Annotated in this window: 14 protein-coding genes; 12 read left to right on the top strand and 2 right to left on the bottom strand. The window is 64.3% G+C overall.

Going from position 1 to position 17,434, the window contains the following annotated elements; all coding sequences use genetic code 11:
- Positions 1 to 4 precede the first annotated feature (4 nt).
- The 7 genes from AC2ISB_RS16895 to AC2ISB_RS16865 all read left to right on the top strand — a co-directional run bounded on the left by AC2ISB_RS16895 (position 5) and on the right by AC2ISB_RS16865 (position 8,744).
- Entirely contained in the window at positions 5 to 439 is a 435-nt protein-coding gene (locus AC2ISB_RS16895; protein WP_486577071.1) for a pseudoazurin, read from the top strand.
- Between the two features lie 471 nt (positions 440 to 910).
- Positions 911 to 2,353: a cytochrome ubiquinol oxidase subunit I gene (locus tag AC2ISB_RS16890; protein WP_341485802.1), complete on the top strand. Its 1,443-nt coding sequence runs from the start codon at positions 911 to 913 to the stop codon at positions 2,351 to 2,353.
- A gap of 15 nt (positions 2,354 to 2,368) precedes the next feature.
- Positions 2,369 to 3,418, top strand: a complete 1,050-nt coding sequence (locus AC2ISB_RS16885) for a cytochrome d ubiquinol oxidase subunit II (protein ID WP_330647000.1) — start codon at positions 2,369 to 2,371, stop codon at positions 3,416 to 3,418.
- A gap of 6 nt (positions 3,419 to 3,424) precedes the next feature.
- The gene (gene cydD, locus AC2ISB_RS16880) at positions 3,425 to 5,200 is read left to right on the top strand and encodes a thiol reductant ABC exporter subunit CydD (protein WP_486577070.1); all 1,776 of its coding nucleotides are present in this window, start codon (positions 3,425 to 3,427) and stop codon (positions 5,198 to 5,200) included.
- On the top strand, positions 5,193 to 6,866 hold the full coding sequence (gene cydC, locus AC2ISB_RS16875) for a thiol reductant ABC exporter subunit CydC (protein ID WP_486577069.1): 1,674 nt from the start codon (positions 5,193 to 5,195) through the stop codon (positions 6,864 to 6,866). Before cydD ends, cydC begins: the two co-directional genes overlap by 8 nt.
- A gap of 7 nt (positions 6,867 to 6,873) precedes the next feature.
- On the top strand, positions 6,874 to 8,211 hold the full coding sequence (locus AC2ISB_RS16870; RefSeq protein ID WP_330647003.1) for an ATP-binding protein: 1,338 nt from the start codon (positions 6,874 to 6,876) through the stop codon (positions 8,209 to 8,211).
- Positions 8,208 to 8,744, top strand: coding sequence for a response regulator transcription factor (locus AC2ISB_RS16865; protein ID WP_330647005.1), 537 nt, complete (start codon positions 8,208 to 8,210; stop codon positions 8,742 to 8,744). The genes AC2ISB_RS16870 and AC2ISB_RS16865 overlap by 4 nt, the downstream gene beginning before the upstream one ends.
- 6 nt (positions 8,745 to 8,750) lie before the next feature.
- Here AC2ISB_RS16865 and AC2ISB_RS16860 read toward each other — a convergent pair whose 3' ends face one another.
- Positions 8,751 to 9,842, bottom strand: a complete 1,092-nt coding sequence (locus AC2ISB_RS16860) for an N-acetylglucosamine-6-phosphate deacetylase (RefSeq protein WP_486577067.1) — start codon at positions 9,840 to 9,842, stop codon at positions 8,751 to 8,753.
- Positions 9,843 to 9,846: 4 nt separating this feature from the next.
- Entirely contained in the window at positions 9,847 to 10,803 is a 957-nt protein-coding gene (locus AC2ISB_RS16855; RefSeq protein WP_330647007.1) for an ROK family protein, read from the bottom strand.
- A gap of 275 nt (positions 10,804 to 11,078) precedes the next feature.
- Between AC2ISB_RS16855 and minC the strand changes: the two genes are divergently transcribed.
- The 5 genes from minC to AC2ISB_RS16830 all read left to right on the top strand — a co-directional run bounded on the left by minC (position 11,079) and on the right by AC2ISB_RS16830 (position 17,414).
- Positions 11,079 to 11,918: a septum site-determining protein MinC gene (gene minC, locus AC2ISB_RS16850; protein WP_330647008.1), complete on the top strand. Its 840-nt coding sequence runs from the start codon at positions 11,079 to 11,081 to the stop codon at positions 11,916 to 11,918.
- Positions 11,915 to 12,784, top strand: coding sequence for a septum site-determining protein MinD (gene minD, locus AC2ISB_RS16845; protein ID WP_330647009.1), 870 nt, complete (start codon positions 11,915 to 11,917; stop codon positions 12,782 to 12,784). Before minC ends, minD begins: the two co-directional genes overlap by 4 nt.
- Complete coding sequence (gene minE, locus AC2ISB_RS16840; RefSeq protein WP_330647010.1) at positions 12,781 to 13,059, top strand: cell division topological specificity factor MinE; 279 nt, start codon at positions 12,781 to 12,783, stop codon at positions 13,057 to 13,059. The genes minD and minE overlap by 4 nt, the downstream gene beginning before the upstream one ends.
- Before the next feature lie 163 nt (positions 13,060 to 13,222).
- Positions 13,223 to 16,531, top strand: coding sequence for a hybrid sensor histidine kinase/response regulator (locus AC2ISB_RS16835; protein WP_486577066.1), 3,309 nt, complete (start codon positions 13,223 to 13,225; stop codon positions 16,529 to 16,531).
- Positions 16,521 to 17,414: a response regulator gene (locus AC2ISB_RS16830; RefSeq protein ID WP_339109672.1), complete on the top strand. Its 894-nt coding sequence runs from the start codon at positions 16,521 to 16,523 to the stop codon at positions 17,412 to 17,414. The genes AC2ISB_RS16835 and AC2ISB_RS16830 overlap by 11 nt, the downstream gene beginning before the upstream one ends.
- Positions 17,415 to 17,434 lie beyond the last annotated feature (20 nt).

Raw genomic sequence — 17,434 nt, 5'->3', positions numbered from 1 at the left:
TATATTGAAATATTGTGCAATTATTGGATGTATCGCGGTGGCGGCGCTGCTATTGCCCGATGCCGTGATGGCCGAGACCCATGAGGTCAAGATGCTGAACCGCGGCGCGGGAGGGGCAATGGTCTATGAGCCGGATCATCTGACAATCGCCCTTGGCGACAGCGTGCATTTCGTGCCCACACAAAAGGGCCATAACGCGGCTTCGATCAAGGAAATGCTCCCCGAAGGCGCAACCCCGTTTCTGGGGCCGCTCTCGAAAGAAGAGACCGTGCGCTTTGATGTGGCGGGGCGCTATGGCATCAAATGCACGCCGCACTACGCGATGGGAATGGTCATGGTGATCGATGTCGGGGAAACGGTCGACCCCTTGTCCCAGACCCTGCCCGACACCATTCCGCGCCGCGCCAGAGAGCGTTTCGAGGAGATCCTGTCGCGCTAGTCATGGACGGAAAGCGGGATTGGCCCTGACAGGTTAGCTGGCGTCAAGCGGAGGTGATCCGCTTGGCGCTTTTGTGTACGTATGGGGCCTTTGGTTTCTCTGCCGCGAGAGGGATCAACGCGAAATGGTTAAATTACAGTTAAAACCTGAGATGAGGATTTTGCCATAGTGCATTGAAACATCTTTATTTTACTGAATTCCCGCCGATTTCCTTCAAGGCGCATATCTGTTCATTTCCTGCATGAAGACCGTCGGGCAAGTTGTTATTAACAAAACGTAAACCCCGACATGTGCCGCGCGAAAAGATGTATTCAGCATTGGACAATTTGTCCAATGCCGCGCCTTGCGCTGCGGGTTTAGGAACGGGCGCGTCAGCAAATGCGGCGTTGTTTCCTGATATCGGGCATGAGGGCCTTTTTTCCGGCCTCGGCCAAGGGCTATGGGCGCTGCCACAGCACAAAAGGCGTTGCGATGCAACCAGATCCACTCAGTGTCCTGATCTCGCGGATGGATTTCGCGCTGATCTCTTCCGTACATATCCTGTTTCCGCCGCTTACGATCGGCCTTGCCATCATCCTGTTCAGTTTCGAACTGGCATGGTTCCGTACCAATGATGAACGCTGGTACCGGCTGTGCCGCTTTTTCGAGAAGCTCTTCATTGTCAATTTCGGCGCGGGCGTGGCCACCGGCGTGACGATGGAAATGGCCTTCGGGATCCTTTACGGGCCGTTTTCACAGGCTGCGGGGCCGTTTTTCGGGCAGGTGCTGGGCTATGAGACCATCACGGCGTTCATGTATGAGGCCGGTTTTATCGGTCTGATGATCTTTGGCTGGGGTAAGATCAGCCGCAAGATGCACCTGTTTGCGACATTCAATGTGGCGCTGTCCTCGACGCTGTCGGCGATGTGGATTCTGGTGGCCAATAGCTGGATGCAGACCCCGACCGGGATCGAGTTCAAGGACGGGATGTTCCATGTCACCGACTGGCTGGCCGCGCTGTTCAATCCCAATGTCTTCGCGGCTTTCCCGCATATGCTGCTGGCGGCGGTCGAGCTGTCTTTGTGTTTTGTGGTGGCAGTCTGCGCATGGTTCGTCTTCAAGCGCCGTGAGGTCCAGCTGTTCATCCGTCCACTGCGTTACAGCCTTGTCGCGCTGGCCGTTGTGGCGGCGGGCCAGATCTATCTGGGCGATCTGCTGGGCGAGAATGTGCTCGAGCATAAACCGGCGGCGCTGGCGGCGATGGAGGGCCAGTATGACACCTATGATGCCGATGGGAACGTCAATACCGCGTGGAACGTCATCGGCTGGCCCAACAAGGAGGGCACCGGTCTGGCATGGTCGATCAAGATCCCGCATGCGCTGTCGCTGATTGAAACCAAAACGTGGAATGGCGCGGTCGAGGGGTTGAATACCTTCCCCGAAGACGAGCGCCCGCCGGTGGTGCTGCCGTTCTACAGCTTCCGGATCATGGTCGCGATTGGCGGGGCCATTCTGGCGGTGGCGCTCTGGGGGGGCTGGCTGAGCTACCGTCGTCAGCTCTGTGCCAGCTATGCGCCGCTTCAGCGCCGCTTCCTGATGGTCTGTATCGCGATGGTTTCGCTACCGTATATCGCGGTCATTGCGGGGTGGTGGACGCGCGAGATCGGGCGTCAGCCGTGGATTGTCTACGGGATGATGCGGGTCGAGGATGGCATGTCGAACCTGTCGGTCGGTCTGGCCAGCTTCTGGTTTGCGGGCTTTGCCATTTTCGAATGCGCCGTGATTGCGGGCACGATCTGGTATCTGCTGAAGGTCTGCCGGAACGGGCCCGACCTGACCAGCCCCGTCGCGGGGGACGGAGAGGAAACGCTGGGCGAGCTGGACCTGCCCGAAGGGCCGCATGCGAAACGTCCCGAATATATCCGTCCGGTTTGAGGGGAGAAAAACGAGATGACCCAACTTGATGACATGCAGTATTTCCTTGCCAATGCCTGGTGGCTTGGTCTGGGGGTTGCGATGCTTCTTTATATCGTGCTGGACGGGGCCGATCTGGGGGCAGGGATTTTCGGGCTTGTGGTGGGCGACCATGACGAGCGCGGCGCGATCATGGCGGCGATGGCGGGCACGTGGGATGCCAACGAGACATGGCTGATCGTGGCGGGCGGCATCCTTTTCGGCACCTTCCCCTTTGTCTATGGCTCGGCGTTCCATTATCTGATGGTGCCTCTGGCCTTCGTGCTCTGGGGGGTGATGTCGCGGGCGGTTGCGATCGAATTCCGCCATCTCGCGTCCGAGAAATGGCAGCGCTTCACCGATTGGGTGTTCGGCCTGTCCAGCCTGACCGTCACCTTCTTCGGCGGCATGAGCGTGGGGGCGGTCCTGCAGGGCTTTCCGCTGGTGCATGAGGCCGGAAAGCTGCCCTATTATGCGGGCGGTGCCTTCAATTTCGTCTCGGCTTTCTCGATCTGGACGGGGATTGCCGCCTGTGTCGCGGTCACGCTTTCGGGGGTGCTTTTCGTGCGGGCGCGTTTTGAGAAAACCGAGCGTATCCGGCAGGATGCGGCCCGCTGGACGGCTGTGATCTTCTGGCTGGCAATCGGCTCTGTGCTGGTCACGCTGGTCTGGAGTGCGGTGCTCTTCGACTGGGCGCGCGACGCGTGGTTCGGGCGGCATTTCTGGGCATGGGGGCTGTTCGGGCTGGCCGCGCTGTGGTGCATCGAGCAGGTCCGCCGCGACACGCTGCGCGACCGTGATCTGGCAGCGATCCTGTGGTATAACGCCGCTGTGCTGATCCTTGGTCTGGGCATGCTGGTCACGCTGCATCCCTGGCTTGTTCCGGGGACGTGGACCATCCGCGACGGGGCAAGTCCGCAGGTGTCGCTGATCACCTTCACCATGACAATGGGGGGCTTCCTGCCGGTCATGATCATGTATAACTGGTACCAGATCTGGGTCTTCCGTGCGCGGATTTCCAAGCTGGTCGCCTACGAGCACCACTGAGCGCGCATGTCTGTGCCCGCCCGCCCGCAAGCCCCGCGTCCCCTGCATGGGGACGCCGTCCGGCCCATCGAAGGCTGGCTGCGCCGTCATGGTCTGGCGGGGCGCAGCGTGGCGGCCTTGTCGGTCTGTGCAGCGGTCGGTTCGGGGGCGATGGTGGTGCTGCAGGCCTATGCCACCGCCCGCATGATTGCGGCGGTGGTGGTGGATGGGGTCGCGCTTTCGTCCTTGCAGGGCGATATATCCTTATTCATCATTTCCATAATGTTACGAGCCATTCTTGATGTTTTGCGTGAAGGGCTGGCCTTCGAGGCAGGGGGCAGGATCCGCGCGCATCTGCGGCGGATCATCCTGCAGCGGATCGGGCATGCGAGGCTGCAGGATCTGCCGCCTTCGGGCGAGGTCGCGGGCATCCTGTCCGAGGGGGTTGAAGCGGTTCAGGACTATTTCGCGGCCTTCCTGCCCCAGCGTCTTGTTGCGGCTCTGATCCCTGTGCTGGTGCTGGTCTGCGTGATCCCCTTCGACTGGGTCACCGCGCTGATCCTTGCGGTGACCGCTCCCGTCATTCCTGTCTTCATGATTGTGGTCGGCAAGGGGGCCGAGGCGCTCAACCGTCGCCAATGGCAGCGCCTGATGGTGATGGGGGCGCATCTGTTCGACCGTATCGCGGGGCTGGTGACCCTGCGCCAGCTTGGCGCGGCGCGGCGCGAGGCGGCGCTGGTTGCGGCCATGTCGGAAGGCTATCGCAGCGCCACGATGAAAGTGCTGCGTCTGGCGTTCCTGTCCTCGCTGGTGCTGGAATTCTTTTCGACCATCGCGGTGGCGATGGTGGCGGTCTATGTGGGGTTCCGCCTGTATTACGGCGATCTTACCTTTTTGCCGGGGCTGTTCGCGTTGCTGGTCGCGCCCGAATTCTTCCGCCCGCTGCGCGAGATGGGCCAGCACTATCATGCACGTATGGCGGCCATCGGTGCGGGCGAGGCGATGATGGCGCTGATCGGCCCCGATCAGCCCGCCGCCGCAGGGATCGCCGCGCGCGACTGGCGGATGCTGCGGGTGGAGGCGTTGAGCTTTACCCATGCCGACCGCTCTGCCAGCACCGATGTCGATGGGGACAGCGTGGGGCCGCTCTCCTTCACACTCGAACGCGGGCGGAGCCTTGCGGTGATGGGCGCAAGCGGGGCGGGCAAAACCACCTTGGCGCGGCTGCTTCTGGGGCAAGTATCGCCTTCCAGCGGGCAGATCCTGCTGGACGGGCAGACGATCGCCGCACAGGACTTGCGGGCGGGTATCGGCTGGCTGCCCCAGACGCCGCGCCTGTTTGCGGGCACGCTGGCCGAGAATATCGCGCTTGGCCAGCCCGCCGCGACGCAGGCGCGGATCGAGGCTGCGGCACGGGCCGCGCAGGCGCACGGGTTTATCTCTGCCCTGCCGGAGGGCTATGCCACCCGTCTGGGGGAAGGCGGGGCGGGCCTGTCGGGCGGCCAGATCCGGCGGGTGGCGATGGCGCGGGCCCTGCTTGTCTCGCCCGCGCTTCTGATCCTTGACGAACCGACGGCGGCGCTGGATGCGCAAGGCGCGCAGGCCCTGATGCGCAGCGTTCTGGCGGCCACGCCCGATGCGGCCCGCCTGATCATCACCCATGACCGCGCCTGCGCACAGCTTGCCGATCATCTGATTATGCTGCAGGCGGGCAAGGTGGTCTTTGACGGGCCACCACAGGATCTGCCACAGGATCTGCCTGCGGCCTTCTTCGAGGCGCCGAAGGAGGTGCGTGATGTCTGATCTGTGGCGCCTGTTACATCTGTGCAGACCGTTCCGCTGGCGTATCGCGTTTGGGGTCGCGCTCTCGGTAACGGTGATGCTGTCGAATGTGGCGCTGATGGCCGTGTCGGGATGGTTCATCACCTCGATGGCCCTTGCGGGTCTGGGGCGGTTGACGCTGGAATTTTTCACACCGGCGGCGGCCATCCGTGGCCTTGCGCTGCTGCGGGCGGGGGCGCGCTATCTGGAACGGCTGGTGACCCATGAGGCGACGCTGGCCCTGATCGCCAAGCTGCGCCCGTGGCTTTATACGCGCCTTGTGCCGCTGGCCCCTGCCGGTCTTCGGGGGCTGCGGCATGGGGATCTGCTGGCGCGACTGCGGGGCGATGTGGATGCGCTGGAAAATGTCCACCTGCGCCTTCTGGGGCCGGTGCTTTCGGCGCTGGTTGCGGGCGGGGCGGTGGTGCTCTGGCTCGGGCTGGTCTGGTGGCCGCTGGCGCTTTGGGTGGCGCTGGGGCTTTGCGTGGCGGGCGGGCTTGTGCCGCTGATCCAGCGCGCGTTCCTGCGCCAAAGCGGCGGGCGGATCACGCGCGCCCGTGCCCGTCTACAGGCCGAAAGTGCCGATCTGACCCGCGGCCTGGCCGAATTGCAGGTGTTTGGCGCGGTGGAGCGGCAGGTCCTGCTGGTGCAGGCCTGCGCCGCGCGGATGGTGGCGGCGCAGCGCAGGCAGGCATGGCTGGGCGCGGTCTTCACCGCCTTGGGCAGCCTTGTCGGTCAGGGGATGGTGCTGGGCGCGCTGGTGCTGCTGATCCCGCAGGTCAGCAGCCACACCCTGTCGGGGCCGGAGATGGCGATGCTGGTTCTGGCGGTGATGGCGGCGATGGAAACCGTTGCGGGGCTTCCGGCGGCTGTGGCGCATTGGGACAGCACGATGGCTTCGGCGCGGCGCATTTTCGAATTGGCCGACCAGCCGCCCGAAGTTCTCGAGACGCCCCATCCCAGACCTCCGCGCGCGCCGGAACTGGTGCTGGATCATGTGTCTTTCGCCTATCCCGGCGGGCCGGAGGTGATCCGTGATCTCAGCCTGCGGCTTGTCCCGGGCCAGAGCCTTGCGCTGACGGGGCCAAGCGGGGCGGGCAAGACGACGGTGCTGAATCTGGTGCAGCGGTTCTGGGACCCGTCCGAGGGGGCGATCTCGCTTTCGGGGGTGGATCTGCGGGCGCTGTCCGATGCCGATCTGCGTGGCGGGATTGCGGTGGTGGACCAGCATGTGCATCTGTTTAACGGCACGATTGCCGAAAACCTGCGGCTGGCGCAGCCCGGGGCCAGTGACGAGGCGCTTTGGAACGCGCTTGATCTGGCGGCGCTGCGGGCCGAGGTGGCAGCGATGCCGCAGGGGCTTGCGACCCGTCTGGGCGAGCTGGGGGCGCGGCTTTCGGGGGGGCAGGCGCGGCGGCTTGCCGTGGCACGGGCGGCGCTGCAAGAGGCCCCGCTGCTGCTGCTGGACGAGCCGACCGAAGGGCTGGACCGCGCCACGCAGGCACAGGTGATTGCGGGGCTGCGGCAGTTGGGGGCAGGGCGGATGATGCTGATTGTGACCCATCACCCGCAGGTTCTGGCCCTTGCGCAAAAGAAGATTATGTTAAACCCGACTGCCGCCTGCACTCCCCTGCCTGCCAGCCTCTGAAGGTCCGATGAAGACACCTGTCCTGCCGCCTGCCGCCTCCGGCGACCCCGATGACGCCATTCGGGCGCTGTCCGAAGATACCGGACGCCGCAATCTGGCGCTGCTGATCCGGCTGCGCTGGATCGCCCTTGCGGGGCAGGCGCTGGCGATTGCGGTGACCGTGCTCTATCTGGGCGCGGATCTGCCGGTGCCCGAGATGATGGCGGTGATCGGGCTGTCCTGCGCGATCAATCTCTTTGCGCTCTGGCGCTGTTGCAAGGGTCTGGCCGTTTCCGACTGGATCGTGACCGTCGAGCTGCTGATCGACATCGCGGCGCTGACCGTGCTTTTGTATTTCAGCGGCGGGGCGGCCAATCCTTTCGTGACGCTGTTCATCTTGCAGGTGATGCTGGGATTGCTGCTGGCCCCCATGCCGCAGGTGATTTTCATCCTGTCTGCGGCTGCTGCGGCGCATTTCTGGCTGCTGCGCCACGGTCGTCCGCTGCGACTGCCGGCGATGGGGCCGGAGCAAATGACCCAGATGACCGGCGACGGGTTTTTCGGCCTGCATCTGCTGGGAATGTTTCTCAGCTTCGTGCTGGCGGCGGGGCTTCTGACATGGTTTGTCAGCGGGTTGCGGCGCAATCTGGCGGCGCGGGATGCGCAGATTGCGGTCTTGCGGCAGAAACTGGTGGAAGACGAGCATTTCGTGCGTCTGGGGGTGATGGCCTCCAGCACGGCCCATGATCTGGGCACACCGCTGACCACTCTGGCGGTAACGCTGGATGAATGGCACGAAAGCGGCATTCCCGACAGTCCACGCCGCGAAAAGGTTCTGGCGCGGATGCAGCAGGAGCTGGCACGGTGCCGACATATTGTCAGCGGCATGCTTTTTGCCGCAGGGCTTGACCGGCTGGATCTGGCCGAGGCGCTGCCTGCGGGCGAGTTTCTGGACGAGGTGATCACCGACTGGCGCGAGGACGGGGGCGCGCTGGAGGTGGAGATGCGGCCCGCGCCGGTGCTGGGGGCGGCGCTGATTGCCGATACGATGCTGGAACAGGCGCTGCGCAATATCCTGACCAATGCCCAGCAGGCAGGCGCGCGCCATATGACCCTGTCGGCGCATCGCGAGGCCGGTCATCTGGTGGTGGTGTTTGACGATGACGGTCCGGGATTTCCGCAGGCGGTGCTGGATCATCCGGTGCGGCCTATGGCGGCGGGCAAGGGCGACCCCGGTCGGGGGTTCGGGCTGTATCTGGTTTCCAATGCCGTGCGTCGGCTGGGCGGGGACTGGTCGGTCGAGAACAGGGCGGAAGGTGGTGCGCGGGTGCGACTGAGCCTGCCGTTGAAAGAGGACGAGACATGACAGAAGCGGTGCGTAACTTGCTGATCGTCGAGGATGATTCCGCCCTGGCGGAGACATTGACCGAGGCCATGACACGGCGCGGCTTTGCGGTGTCGCAGGCCGGTTCGACCGAAGAGGCGGCCATCGTGGCGGCGCAATCCCCGCCCGATTTTGCGCTGGTGGATCTGAAGCTTCCGGGGCGGAACGGGCTGGAATGCGTGCGCGAGCTGGCCGCGCTTGATCCGGCGCCGCGGATCGTCGTGCTGACAGGCTTTGCCTCGATTGCCACAGCGGTCGAGGCGATCAAGCTGGGTGCGGGGCATTATCTGGCCAAGCCCGCCACCGCCGCCGAGATCGAGGCCGCTTTCGCGCGTGGCGCGGGCGAGACGGATCTGGCCTTGGGGCAGGCCTCGGGGGGCATTCGGGTGAATGAATGGGAACGCATTCAGGAAGTGCTGCGCGCCACCGATTTCAATATCTCCGAGGCGGCGCGGCAACTGGGGATGCACCGCCGGACACTGGCGCGCAAACTGGCCAAGCGTCAGCTGCGCTAGGCATCGCTACACCGTGACATGCTGCAGCTGGTCATCAAGCAGCAGCAGCTCGGCCACCGGCAGGCCCGCCGCAAGATCGGGACGCGCCAGCCCCAGAGCATCGCGCGGCACCAGTGCCGCCATGCGATAGGCGGTCTCGACGGTCATGCCCATTCGCGTCACCGCATTGCGCAGGCAGTGCACCAGATCGGTATGGGCCCCCGCCAGCGCACCCTCGGCATTGACCAGCGCCCCGTCCTTGAGGCGGATCGTCTGGCCATAAAGCTCGAAATGGTCGGGGCCGCCAATCGTGGCCATCGCATCCGAGACCATGAACATCCGGTCGGGCAGCGGGCGCGCCTGACAGGCGATCTGCGCCATCGTGAAATCCACATGGTGGCCGTCGAGGATGATGCCCGCATAGGCCTCCGAGGCGATGGCGGCCCCCAGCAGATTGGGCGCGCGCGAGGTCATGGCGGGCATGGCGTTGTAGAGATGGGTGAAACAGCGCAGCCCCGCCGCAAGGGCCGCGCGGGTTTGTGCGGCATCGGCCATGCTATGCCCGCCCGAGACCACAACCCCCATTCGCGCCAGCTCCTGGATCACCGGCAGGGGCACACATTCGGGGGCCAGCGTCAGCATCACCGGAATATCCCGCGCGCGCAGCCGCTGCAGATCCGTCATCGTGCGGTCATCGAAGGGGCGGATGAACTGCGCCTGATGGGTGCCGCGCTTGGCGGGGTTGATATGCGGCCCCTCGATATGCAGGCCCACAAACCCCTCCATCCCGAAGGCTTCGATTGCGGCATCGACCGCGCGGGTCAGGCGCTCGGGCTCGCAGGTGATCAGCGTGGGCATGGCCCAGCCCGTGCCCCGCAGGCGCAGCGTGCGGATGATATGGGCGATCCCTTCGGCATCGGGGCGCGAGTTCAGCATCACACCGCCTGCGCCATTGACCTGCAGATCGGTCAGCGCCGGACCGGCAAACCCGACCTCTAGATCGCCGGTTTCTCCCGCCTCTGCAGCCCGAAACCCGACCAGACGGCCCTGCACCACCTCCAGCCGCAGCGGTCCGCAGAACTGTCCCGCGACCCAGCCGCGCTTGGCGATGACGATCATGATGCTATTCCTTTGCCGCTTCCTGCACCGCCAGAATGGCCGCGCCGCGTGCGCCCGAACTATCCCCATGCGCCGCCAGCCGCAAGTCGGGCAGCGCCATCGGGCCAAGCCGCACACGAGTGAAAGCCCGCGCCAGATGGTCGGTGACCTGAGGCAGTTGCGACAGCCCGCCGCCCAGAATGATGCAATCCGGATCAAGGGTCAGATGCAGCGTCAACAGCAGTTCGGCGGCCAGCGCGGCCCAGATCTCCAGCACGCCGGTGGCCGCAGGGTCGCCATTCGCCACCGCCGCCCCCAGATCCTCGGGGGGCAGGGCGTGGCCCAGTTTGTGCTGGCAGATCCGGCGCAGCCCCGGACCGGCAAGATAGGTTTCAAAACATCCCTTCCTGCCGCAGCCACAGGGGCGGATCGGCAGGCCGTGCCGTTCAAGCAGCGGCGCTGGCAGGCCCAGATGTCCGGCCTCGATCCCTGCGATGTTGCGCCGGTAGGGCAGCGCGCCGTCCAGCACATGGCCCGCCCCGATGCCCGTGCCCATGATCAGCCCCAGAACCGAGCGCGCGCCCAGACCGGCCCCGCCATGTGCCTCGGACAGGGCAAAGGCCTGCCCGTCATTGATCAGCGGGATCTTGCGCCCGATCTTGCGGGCGATGGCGGCGGGCAGGTCAAGGCCGGTCACCGGAATATTGGCGGCCATTGCCGCGCCGTTGAACGGGTTGATGATCCCCGGAAGGCCGATGCCGATCGGCAATCTGGACCCGCGTCCAGAAGTCTCCTCTAGCCAGCGGATGGCTTTGGACAGCGCTTGGAGGAACGTCTCGACGGTATCGGTCGGCGTAGGAAAGCGGGTCGCTTCAAGGCTCTGATAGCCTGCGCCGAACAAACGCGCCTCGATCTTGGTGCCCCCCAGATCGATGCCTCCGGCAATCGCGTTCGGATAGGTTTTGGCTGTAGCTGCCGCCATCGACGCGCCTCCTTCTGTCTTGCGCCAGATTAGCGGCAAGAGCTTTTCACCGCCAGTGCCGGAATTTGCTTCACATTCCGCAAGGGCATGCGTTATACGCCCCTCCATCAGCACAGCTTAAGTCATCCGATCCGGCCGGTGGGCGGCAGGAACCCGCGCAATCCGTAGCGTCAAGCTTCACAGCCCCCTGTCCATAGTGGCAAGAGAGGGGCAAACATCAAAATGGGCGATCCTGAGTCGAACCCTGAATCGGGTCTCGGGACGGGACCCATCAAATGAGGAGCAGTTTCGTCGTGGCGAAAGACGATATCCGCAGCCGGGCCGACGCGCCCCCGGCCGTTGTACGGCCCTTCCATTTCCGTGGCCGGTTCCTGACCGCAATCGCGCTGCGTATGGAATCCGACACGCCGGACGAGGCTTTCTATACCGCGCTTGATCAACAGCTCGAGAAGACGCCGCAGCTTCTTGTCGGCTCGCCTATGGTCATCGATTTCGCTGATGTGCCCGGCTTTGCCAAGCCCGAAGCCATTCAAGACCTCGTGGCCCAGATGCGCGCGCGCAATCTGTCGGTTTTCGGGGTGCAGAACGCCAATAAGGCGCAGCGCGAGACTGCCGACCAGCTTGGGCTGATTCCGGTGATCAGCGGACGGGACGGGCCGGTGCACGAGCCGCGCAAGCCGCTGAACCCCAAGGGCCAGAACGGGGCCCACCAGCTTGGCCAGAACAAGGGCCAAACGGTCGAGGCGGAGGCCGAGACAGAGGCCGACCAGCCTGCCGCAGCCCCCGCCCAGACCCTGACCATCCGCAATCCCGTGCGCTCGGGCCAGCAGATTGTGGCCGAACATGGCGACCTGATCGTGCTGGGCTCGGTGGCCTCGGGGGCCGAATTGGTGGCCGCGGGCAATATCCACGTCTATGGCGCGCTGCGCGGGCGCGCGATGGCAGGTGTGTTCGGCGATGAAAGCTGCCGGATCTTCTGCCGTGATCTTGATGCCGAACTTCTGGCCGTGGCGGGCCTTTACCGTACCAGTGAAACCATCGGAGACGACCTGCGCCATCGGGCTGTGCAGGCTTGGCTCGAAGATGACAGACTATGCATGGAGACCTTTGCATGAGCACCCAAACCACAGATAAGGCCAAGGAAGAGCTGAAGGAAAAGCCGCCGCTCGGTCGGGTGATCGTCATCACCTCGGGCAAGGGGGGCGTTGGCAAGACGACCTCTGCCGCAGCGATTTCGGCAGGTCTGGCCAAACGCGGTTTCCGCACCGTTGTCATCGATTTCGATGTGGGTCTGCGCAACCTCGATATGATCATGGGCTGCGAACGCCGTGTGGTCTTTGACTTTATCAACGTCATTCAGGGCGATGCCCGTCTGAAACAGGCGCTGATCAAGGACAAGCGCGTTGAAACGCTGCAGATCCTGCCGACCTCGCAGACGCGCGACAAGGACGCGCTGACCAAAGAGGGCGTGGAAGAGGTGCTGAACGAGCTGAAGAAAGAGTTCGACTATATCATCTGCGACAGCCCCGCAGGGATCGAACGCGGCGCCCAGCTGGCGATGTATTTCGCCGATGAGGCGGTCGTTGTGACCAACCCCGAAGTGTCTTCGGTGCGCGATAGCGACCGCGTTCTGGGCCTGCTGGCGTCAAAAACCCAGCGCGCCGAGAAGGACGGCACCGGCGTGAAGGCGCAGGTTCTGCTGACCCGTCACGATCAGGCCCGTATCGACAAGGGCGAGATGATGACCGTGGAAGACGTGCTGGAAATTCTGGCCGTGCCGCTTCTGGGGATCGTGCCCGAAAGCCCCGCCGTGCTGCGTGCGTCCAATGTGGGCACGCCGGTCACGCTGGACGATCCGTCTTCGGCAGGTCGCGCCTATGAGGATGCGGTTGCGCGTCTGCTGGGCGAGAAAGTCGAGATGAAGGTCGAAGGTGAAAAGAAACCCGGCCTTCTGGGCCGCATCTTCGGGCGGTCGGCATGAGCCTTTTCGGATTTTCTCTCAAACCCCGTCGCAAGCAGACCGCCAATGCCGCCAAAGAGCGCCTGCAGATCCTGCTGGCGCATGAGCGCGGCTCGAACTCCTCGGGCGGGGATTACCTGCCGCAGCTGCAACGCGATATCATCGCGGTGATCCGCAAATATGTCGAAGTGGCTGATGAAGAGGTCGATATCCGCATGGAGCGCGGTGACGATATCGAAAGTCTCGAAATCAACATCGAGATGCCGTCGAAACCCGCCAAGGCGGACAAAGCCTGAGCGCCCACACTTTGCGCCATGATCTGCCGGGGCCATCGGCCCCGGCTTTCTTTTGCCTGATATATAGGCAAAGGCCGTCTTTTCGGGCGTCTATCATGCCGCATGACTTGCGCCTTGGTCTTCCCCCGTCCTAACCGGAGGAAGAGACCGGAAAGGACATGCCTTGCGCCATCAGTTCATCGCGCCCGAGCGTCGTGAGTATAATCAATGGGCGGCGAACGAGACGCTGGAGGATTTCGCGCTGCGCTTTACCGCAAGGCGGGCGCGGTTGCGCCCGTCGCGTGTGGCCCATACGGCCATCGGGGCGCTGGCTTTTCTGGCCTGCGAGGCGATTGGCGGGTCGCTGACACTGGCGCATGGCACCCGCGACACGCTGGCTGCGGTGGTGGGGCTTGTGGTGCTGGCGCTACTGGTGGGCTGGCCGATCACGCGGAACGCGGCGCGTTCGGGGCTGGATATCGACCTGCTGACGCGGGGCGCGGGCTTTGGCTATATCGGCTCGACAGTGACCTCGCTTGTCTATGCGTCTTTCACCTTCGTGCTGTTCGCGATCGAGGCTTCGATCATGTCGGTGGCGCTCAATCTGGCGCTCGGGATGCCCCTATGGCTGGGGCATCTGGTGTCGGCGCTGGTGGTGCTTCCGATTGCGGCCTTCGGCATCCGGCGCATTTCGCGGATACAACGCCTGAGCCAGCCGCTATGGCTGGGGTTGCAACTGGCACCGCTGCTGGTGCTTGCGGTGGCGGGAACGGAAGACACGGTGCCCGATATGGCGTCTTGGCTGGGCTTTGGCGGCGCGGCATCGGGCGTCGATCTGCTGCAGATCGGTGCGGGGCTGTCATTGCTGCTGTCGCTCTTGCCGCAGATTGGCGAACAGGTCGATTATCTGCGCTTCCTCCCCGAGGGCAAAAGCTGGCGCAGGCGTCTGGCACTGGGCATGGCGGGGCCGGGCTGGGTGCTGATTGCCGGTGCCAAGATCATGCTTGGCTCATGGCTGACGGTCATGGCAATCCGGGCAGGCATCGCGCCCGATCTGGCCGCGCAACCCGCCATCGCCTTCGATCTGGCCTTCGGCACGCTGCTGGGCAATCCGGTTCTGGCATTGATCGCGATGGGGGTTCTGGTCTGTGTCGCGCAGGTCAAGATCAATGTGACCAATGCCTATGCCGGTTCGATCGCATGGTCGAACTTCTTTTCGCGGCTGACCCATAACCATCCGGGACGTGTGGTCTGGCTGGTGTTCAACACCGCATTGGCGCTGATGCTGATGGAGCTTGGTGTCTTTGGCGCGCTGGAAAGCATTCTGGATCTTTACGGCATTCTGGCGGTGGGCTGGCTGGGGGCTGTGGCGGGCGATCTGGCGATTGCCAAGCCGCTGGGGCTGTCGCCCAAGCTGATCGAATTCAAACGCGCCCATCTTTATGACATCAACCCCGTGGGCTGTGGTGCGATGGCGCTGTCGGTGCTGGTGTCGGTGCTGTGCCTGACGGGGTGGCTGGGGCCCTTGGCGCAGGCCTTCTGTGTGCCCGCCGGTCTGGTGGTGGCTTTTATCGCCGCGCCGCTTCTGGCTTGGGCGACGCGGGGGCGTTTCTACATCGCGCGGGGGTCGCAGATTGCCCCCGCAGCGGACGGGCTGTGTGGATGCGGGATTTGTGGCAACCGGTTCGACCCCGAGGATATGGCCCAATGTCCGGCCTATGGTGTGGCGATCTGTTCGCTGTGCTGTTCGCTGGAGGGGCGGTGCCGCGATCTGTGCAAACCGCAGGCGCGGCTGTCGCAACAGATCCGCGCGCTGTCCGAATGGGCCCTGCCGGCACGGCTCTCGCCCCGCAGGCGGGCGCGGATCGGGCAGGTTGCGGGGCTGGCGGCCGTGTTTGTTCTGGCGACGGCGGGGCTTCTGGGGGCGGTGCGCCATCAGGTGACGCGCGGGATGGCGGCAGGCTCGGCACAGGCGGTGGGCTCGGCGTTCTGGGTGATTTTCGTGGCGTTGGCGATCCTGTCGGGGCTGATGGCGTGGTTCTTCGTGCTGGCGCATGAGAACCGCCGTCAGGTCGAGGACGAGTTCGAGCGGCAGGCCGAGGCGCTGCGCCGCGAGGTGGGTGCGCGCGAACAGGCCGAGGCGCAGGCCCGTCAGGCGCGCGAGGTGGCCGAGGCCGCCAATTTCGCCAAATCGCGCTTTCTGACCGGTCTCAGCCATGAAATACGCTCACCGCTCAATGCGATCTATGGCTATGCCCAGCTGATGGAGCGCGATCTGTCCGCTGCGCCCTCGGCGGTGGGGGTGATCCGGCGCTCGGCCGAGCATCTGACGGATCTTGTGGACGGGCTTCAGGATATCTCGCGGGTGGAAAGCGGCACGCTGGTGCTGGCGCGTGATCGCGTCGCGCTGCCCGAACTGTTGGACCAGCTGGCCGAGATCTTCCGCTTTCAGGCCGAGGCGAAGGGCTTGGATTTTGTCTATGACCGTCAGGGCTGGCTACCGCGTCAGGTGCTGGTGGACCGCAAGCGGCTGCGGCAGGTGCTGATCAACCTGTTGTCCAATGCGGTGAAATTTACGGACCGTGGTCAGGTAGGGTTACGTCTGCGCTATCGCAACCATCTGCTGGAGGTCGAGATTTTCGACACCGGCATCGGCATTGCCCCCGAAGATCTGAAGCGTATTTTTGATCCGTTCGACCGGGGCAGCCGCGCCGATCTGGTGCCCGGCACCGGGCTGGGGCTGACCATTACCAAGCTGCTGGTCGAGATCATGGGCGGGCATATCCGCGTGGAAAGTGTGGCCGGCGAGGGCACGCGGATGGTGGTGCAACTGCTGATGTTCGAGGCAGGTGGTGACCTTCTGCCAACGGGCGCGCGGCCGGTTCTGGGCTATGAGGGGCCGCGCAAGCGCCTGCTTCTGGTGGATGATGATGCCGATCATCTGGCGCTGTTACGCCGGATACTGGCGCCTTTGGGCTTTCAGGTGGTGGTGGCGCAGAACGGGGCCGAAGCTTTGCGGCTGGCCCCCGCGCTGCGCCCCGATCTGGCGGTGCTGGATATCACCATGCCCGGCATGAGCGGTTGGGAGGTGGCGGCACGGTTGCGCGCGCTGGACCCCGAGATGCGCGTGGTGATGCTGTCGGGCAATGCCCATGACAGTCAGGCCGAAGGGGCGGGGCTTCAGGACGGGTTCCTGTCGAAGCCGGTGGATCTGGATGCGCTGCTGGCGGAGATTGGCGGGCTTTTGCAGATTGACTGGCTATATGATGCGAGACCGGCGGAGCGTCCGGCAAAGCCCGATCTGCCCGCCGATCTGCTGGAGCGGCTGCTTGCGGCGGCGGAAATCGGGCATCGGCGCGGGGTGTTGGATATTCTGGAGGACTGTCCTGAAGGATCGGTTGCGCAGTGGTTGCAGCTTGCGCAGGGGTTCGAACTGCCGCGCCTTGCGCAGCAGGTGCGGATGATGATGGAGGAGGGGCGCGATGACGGATGATATCGTGTTGATCGTGGATGACACGCCGCAGACGCTGGGGCTGTTGACCGATACGCTGGAGCGCGAGGGGATGACGGTGCTGGTGGCGACCTCGGGTCAGGCGGCGCTGGATCTTCTGGGCAAGATCGCACCGCATGTGATCTTGATGGATGCGGTGATGCCGGGGCTGGATGGCTTTGCCACCACGCGGGCCATCAAACAGACGCCGGGGCGTGAGAATATCCCTGTGATCTTCATGACCGGATTGTCAGATACCGAACATGTGGTGGCCGGATTGGCGGCGGGCGGCGTCGATTATGTCACAAAACCGATCAAGCTTGAGGAATTAATCGCCCGTATCCGCGTGCATCTGCTGAATGCGCGTCTGGCCGAAGGGGCGCGGGCGGCGCTGGATGCGACGGGGCGGTCCTTGCTGGCGATGGATGGCGGAGGGCGTATCCTGTGGTCCACGCCGCGCGCCGAAGACCTGCTGGGCGGGCTGTTTCATGGCGGGCAGCTGCTGCTGACCGATGCGCTGGTGGGGCAGCTTCTGTCGCTGACCCGCCAGACGGGCAGCACGGCGGTGGTGCCCTTGGGCGAGGCCGAGATCGGGTTTCACTACCTCAATCCCGTGCGCGAGGGCGAATATCTGTTCCGCGTCACCGAAGACCGTCCGGGCCTGCGCGAAGAGATCCTGCGCGGGCGTTTTCCGCTGACCCAGCGCGAGGCCGAGGTGCTGGTCTGGGTTGCCGCTGGCAAGTCCAATCAGGACATAGCCGACATTTTGGGAAATTCGGTCGCCACGGTGAAAAAGCACCTTTTGCAGATCTATGCCAAATTATCCGTGGAAAATCGGGCCACTGCGGCGGCGATGGCGGTGCAGGTGCTGTCCGAGCAGGGGTGAACTGCTCGGACCGGATGTCA

The sequence above is a fragment of the Thioclava sp. NS-SX20 genome (assembly GCF_057380695.1).
Note: the sequence above shows the minus strand (reverse complement) of the source record. Positions and strands in the feature narration are given on the sequence as shown.

Bases quoted from the DNA above. Each gene is read 5' to 3' on its own strand.
- AC2ISB_RS16870 (WP_330647003.1), top strand. From the start codon at position 6,874: ATGAAGACACCTGTCCTGCCGCCTGCCGCCTCCGGCGACCCCGATGAC.
- minC (WP_330647008.1), top strand. From the start codon at position 11,079: ATGAGGAGCAGTTTCGTCGTGGCGAAAGACGATATCCGCAGCCGGGCC.
- AC2ISB_RS16890 (WP_341485802.1), top strand. From the start codon at position 911: ATGCAACCAGATCCACTCAGTGTCCTGATCTCGCGGATGGATTTCGCG.
- cydC (WP_486577069.1), top strand. From the start codon at position 5,193: ATGTCTGATCTGTGGCGCCTGTTACATCTGTGCAGACCGTTCCGCTGG.
- AC2ISB_RS16830 (WP_339109672.1), top strand. From the start codon at position 16,521: ATGACGGATGATATCGTGTTGATCGTGGATGACACGCCGCAGACGCTG.
- AC2ISB_RS16865 (WP_330647005.1), top strand. From the start codon at position 8,208: ATGACAGAAGCGGTGCGTAACTTGCTGATCGTCGAGGATGATTCCGCC.
- AC2ISB_RS16855 (WP_330647007.1), bottom strand. From the start codon at position 10,803: ATGGCGGCAGCTACAGCCAAAACCTATCCGAACGCGATTGCCGGAGGC.
- minD (WP_330647009.1), top strand. From the start codon at position 11,915: ATGAGCACCCAAACCACAGATAAGGCCAAGGAAGAGCTGAAGGAAAAG.
- AC2ISB_RS16860 (WP_486577067.1), bottom strand. From the start codon at position 9,842: ATGATCGTCATCGCCAAGCGCGGCTGGGTCGCGGGACAGTTCTGCGGA.
- minE (WP_330647010.1), top strand. From the start codon at position 12,781: ATGAGCCTTTTCGGATTTTCTCTCAAACCCCGTCGCAAGCAGACCGCC.
- AC2ISB_RS16885 (WP_330647000.1), top strand. From the start codon at position 2,369: ATGACCCAACTTGATGACATGCAGTATTTCCTTGCCAATGCCTGGTGG.
- cydD (WP_486577070.1), top strand. From the start codon at position 3,425: ATGTCTGTGCCCGCCCGCCCGCAAGCCCCGCGTCCCCTGCATGGGGAC.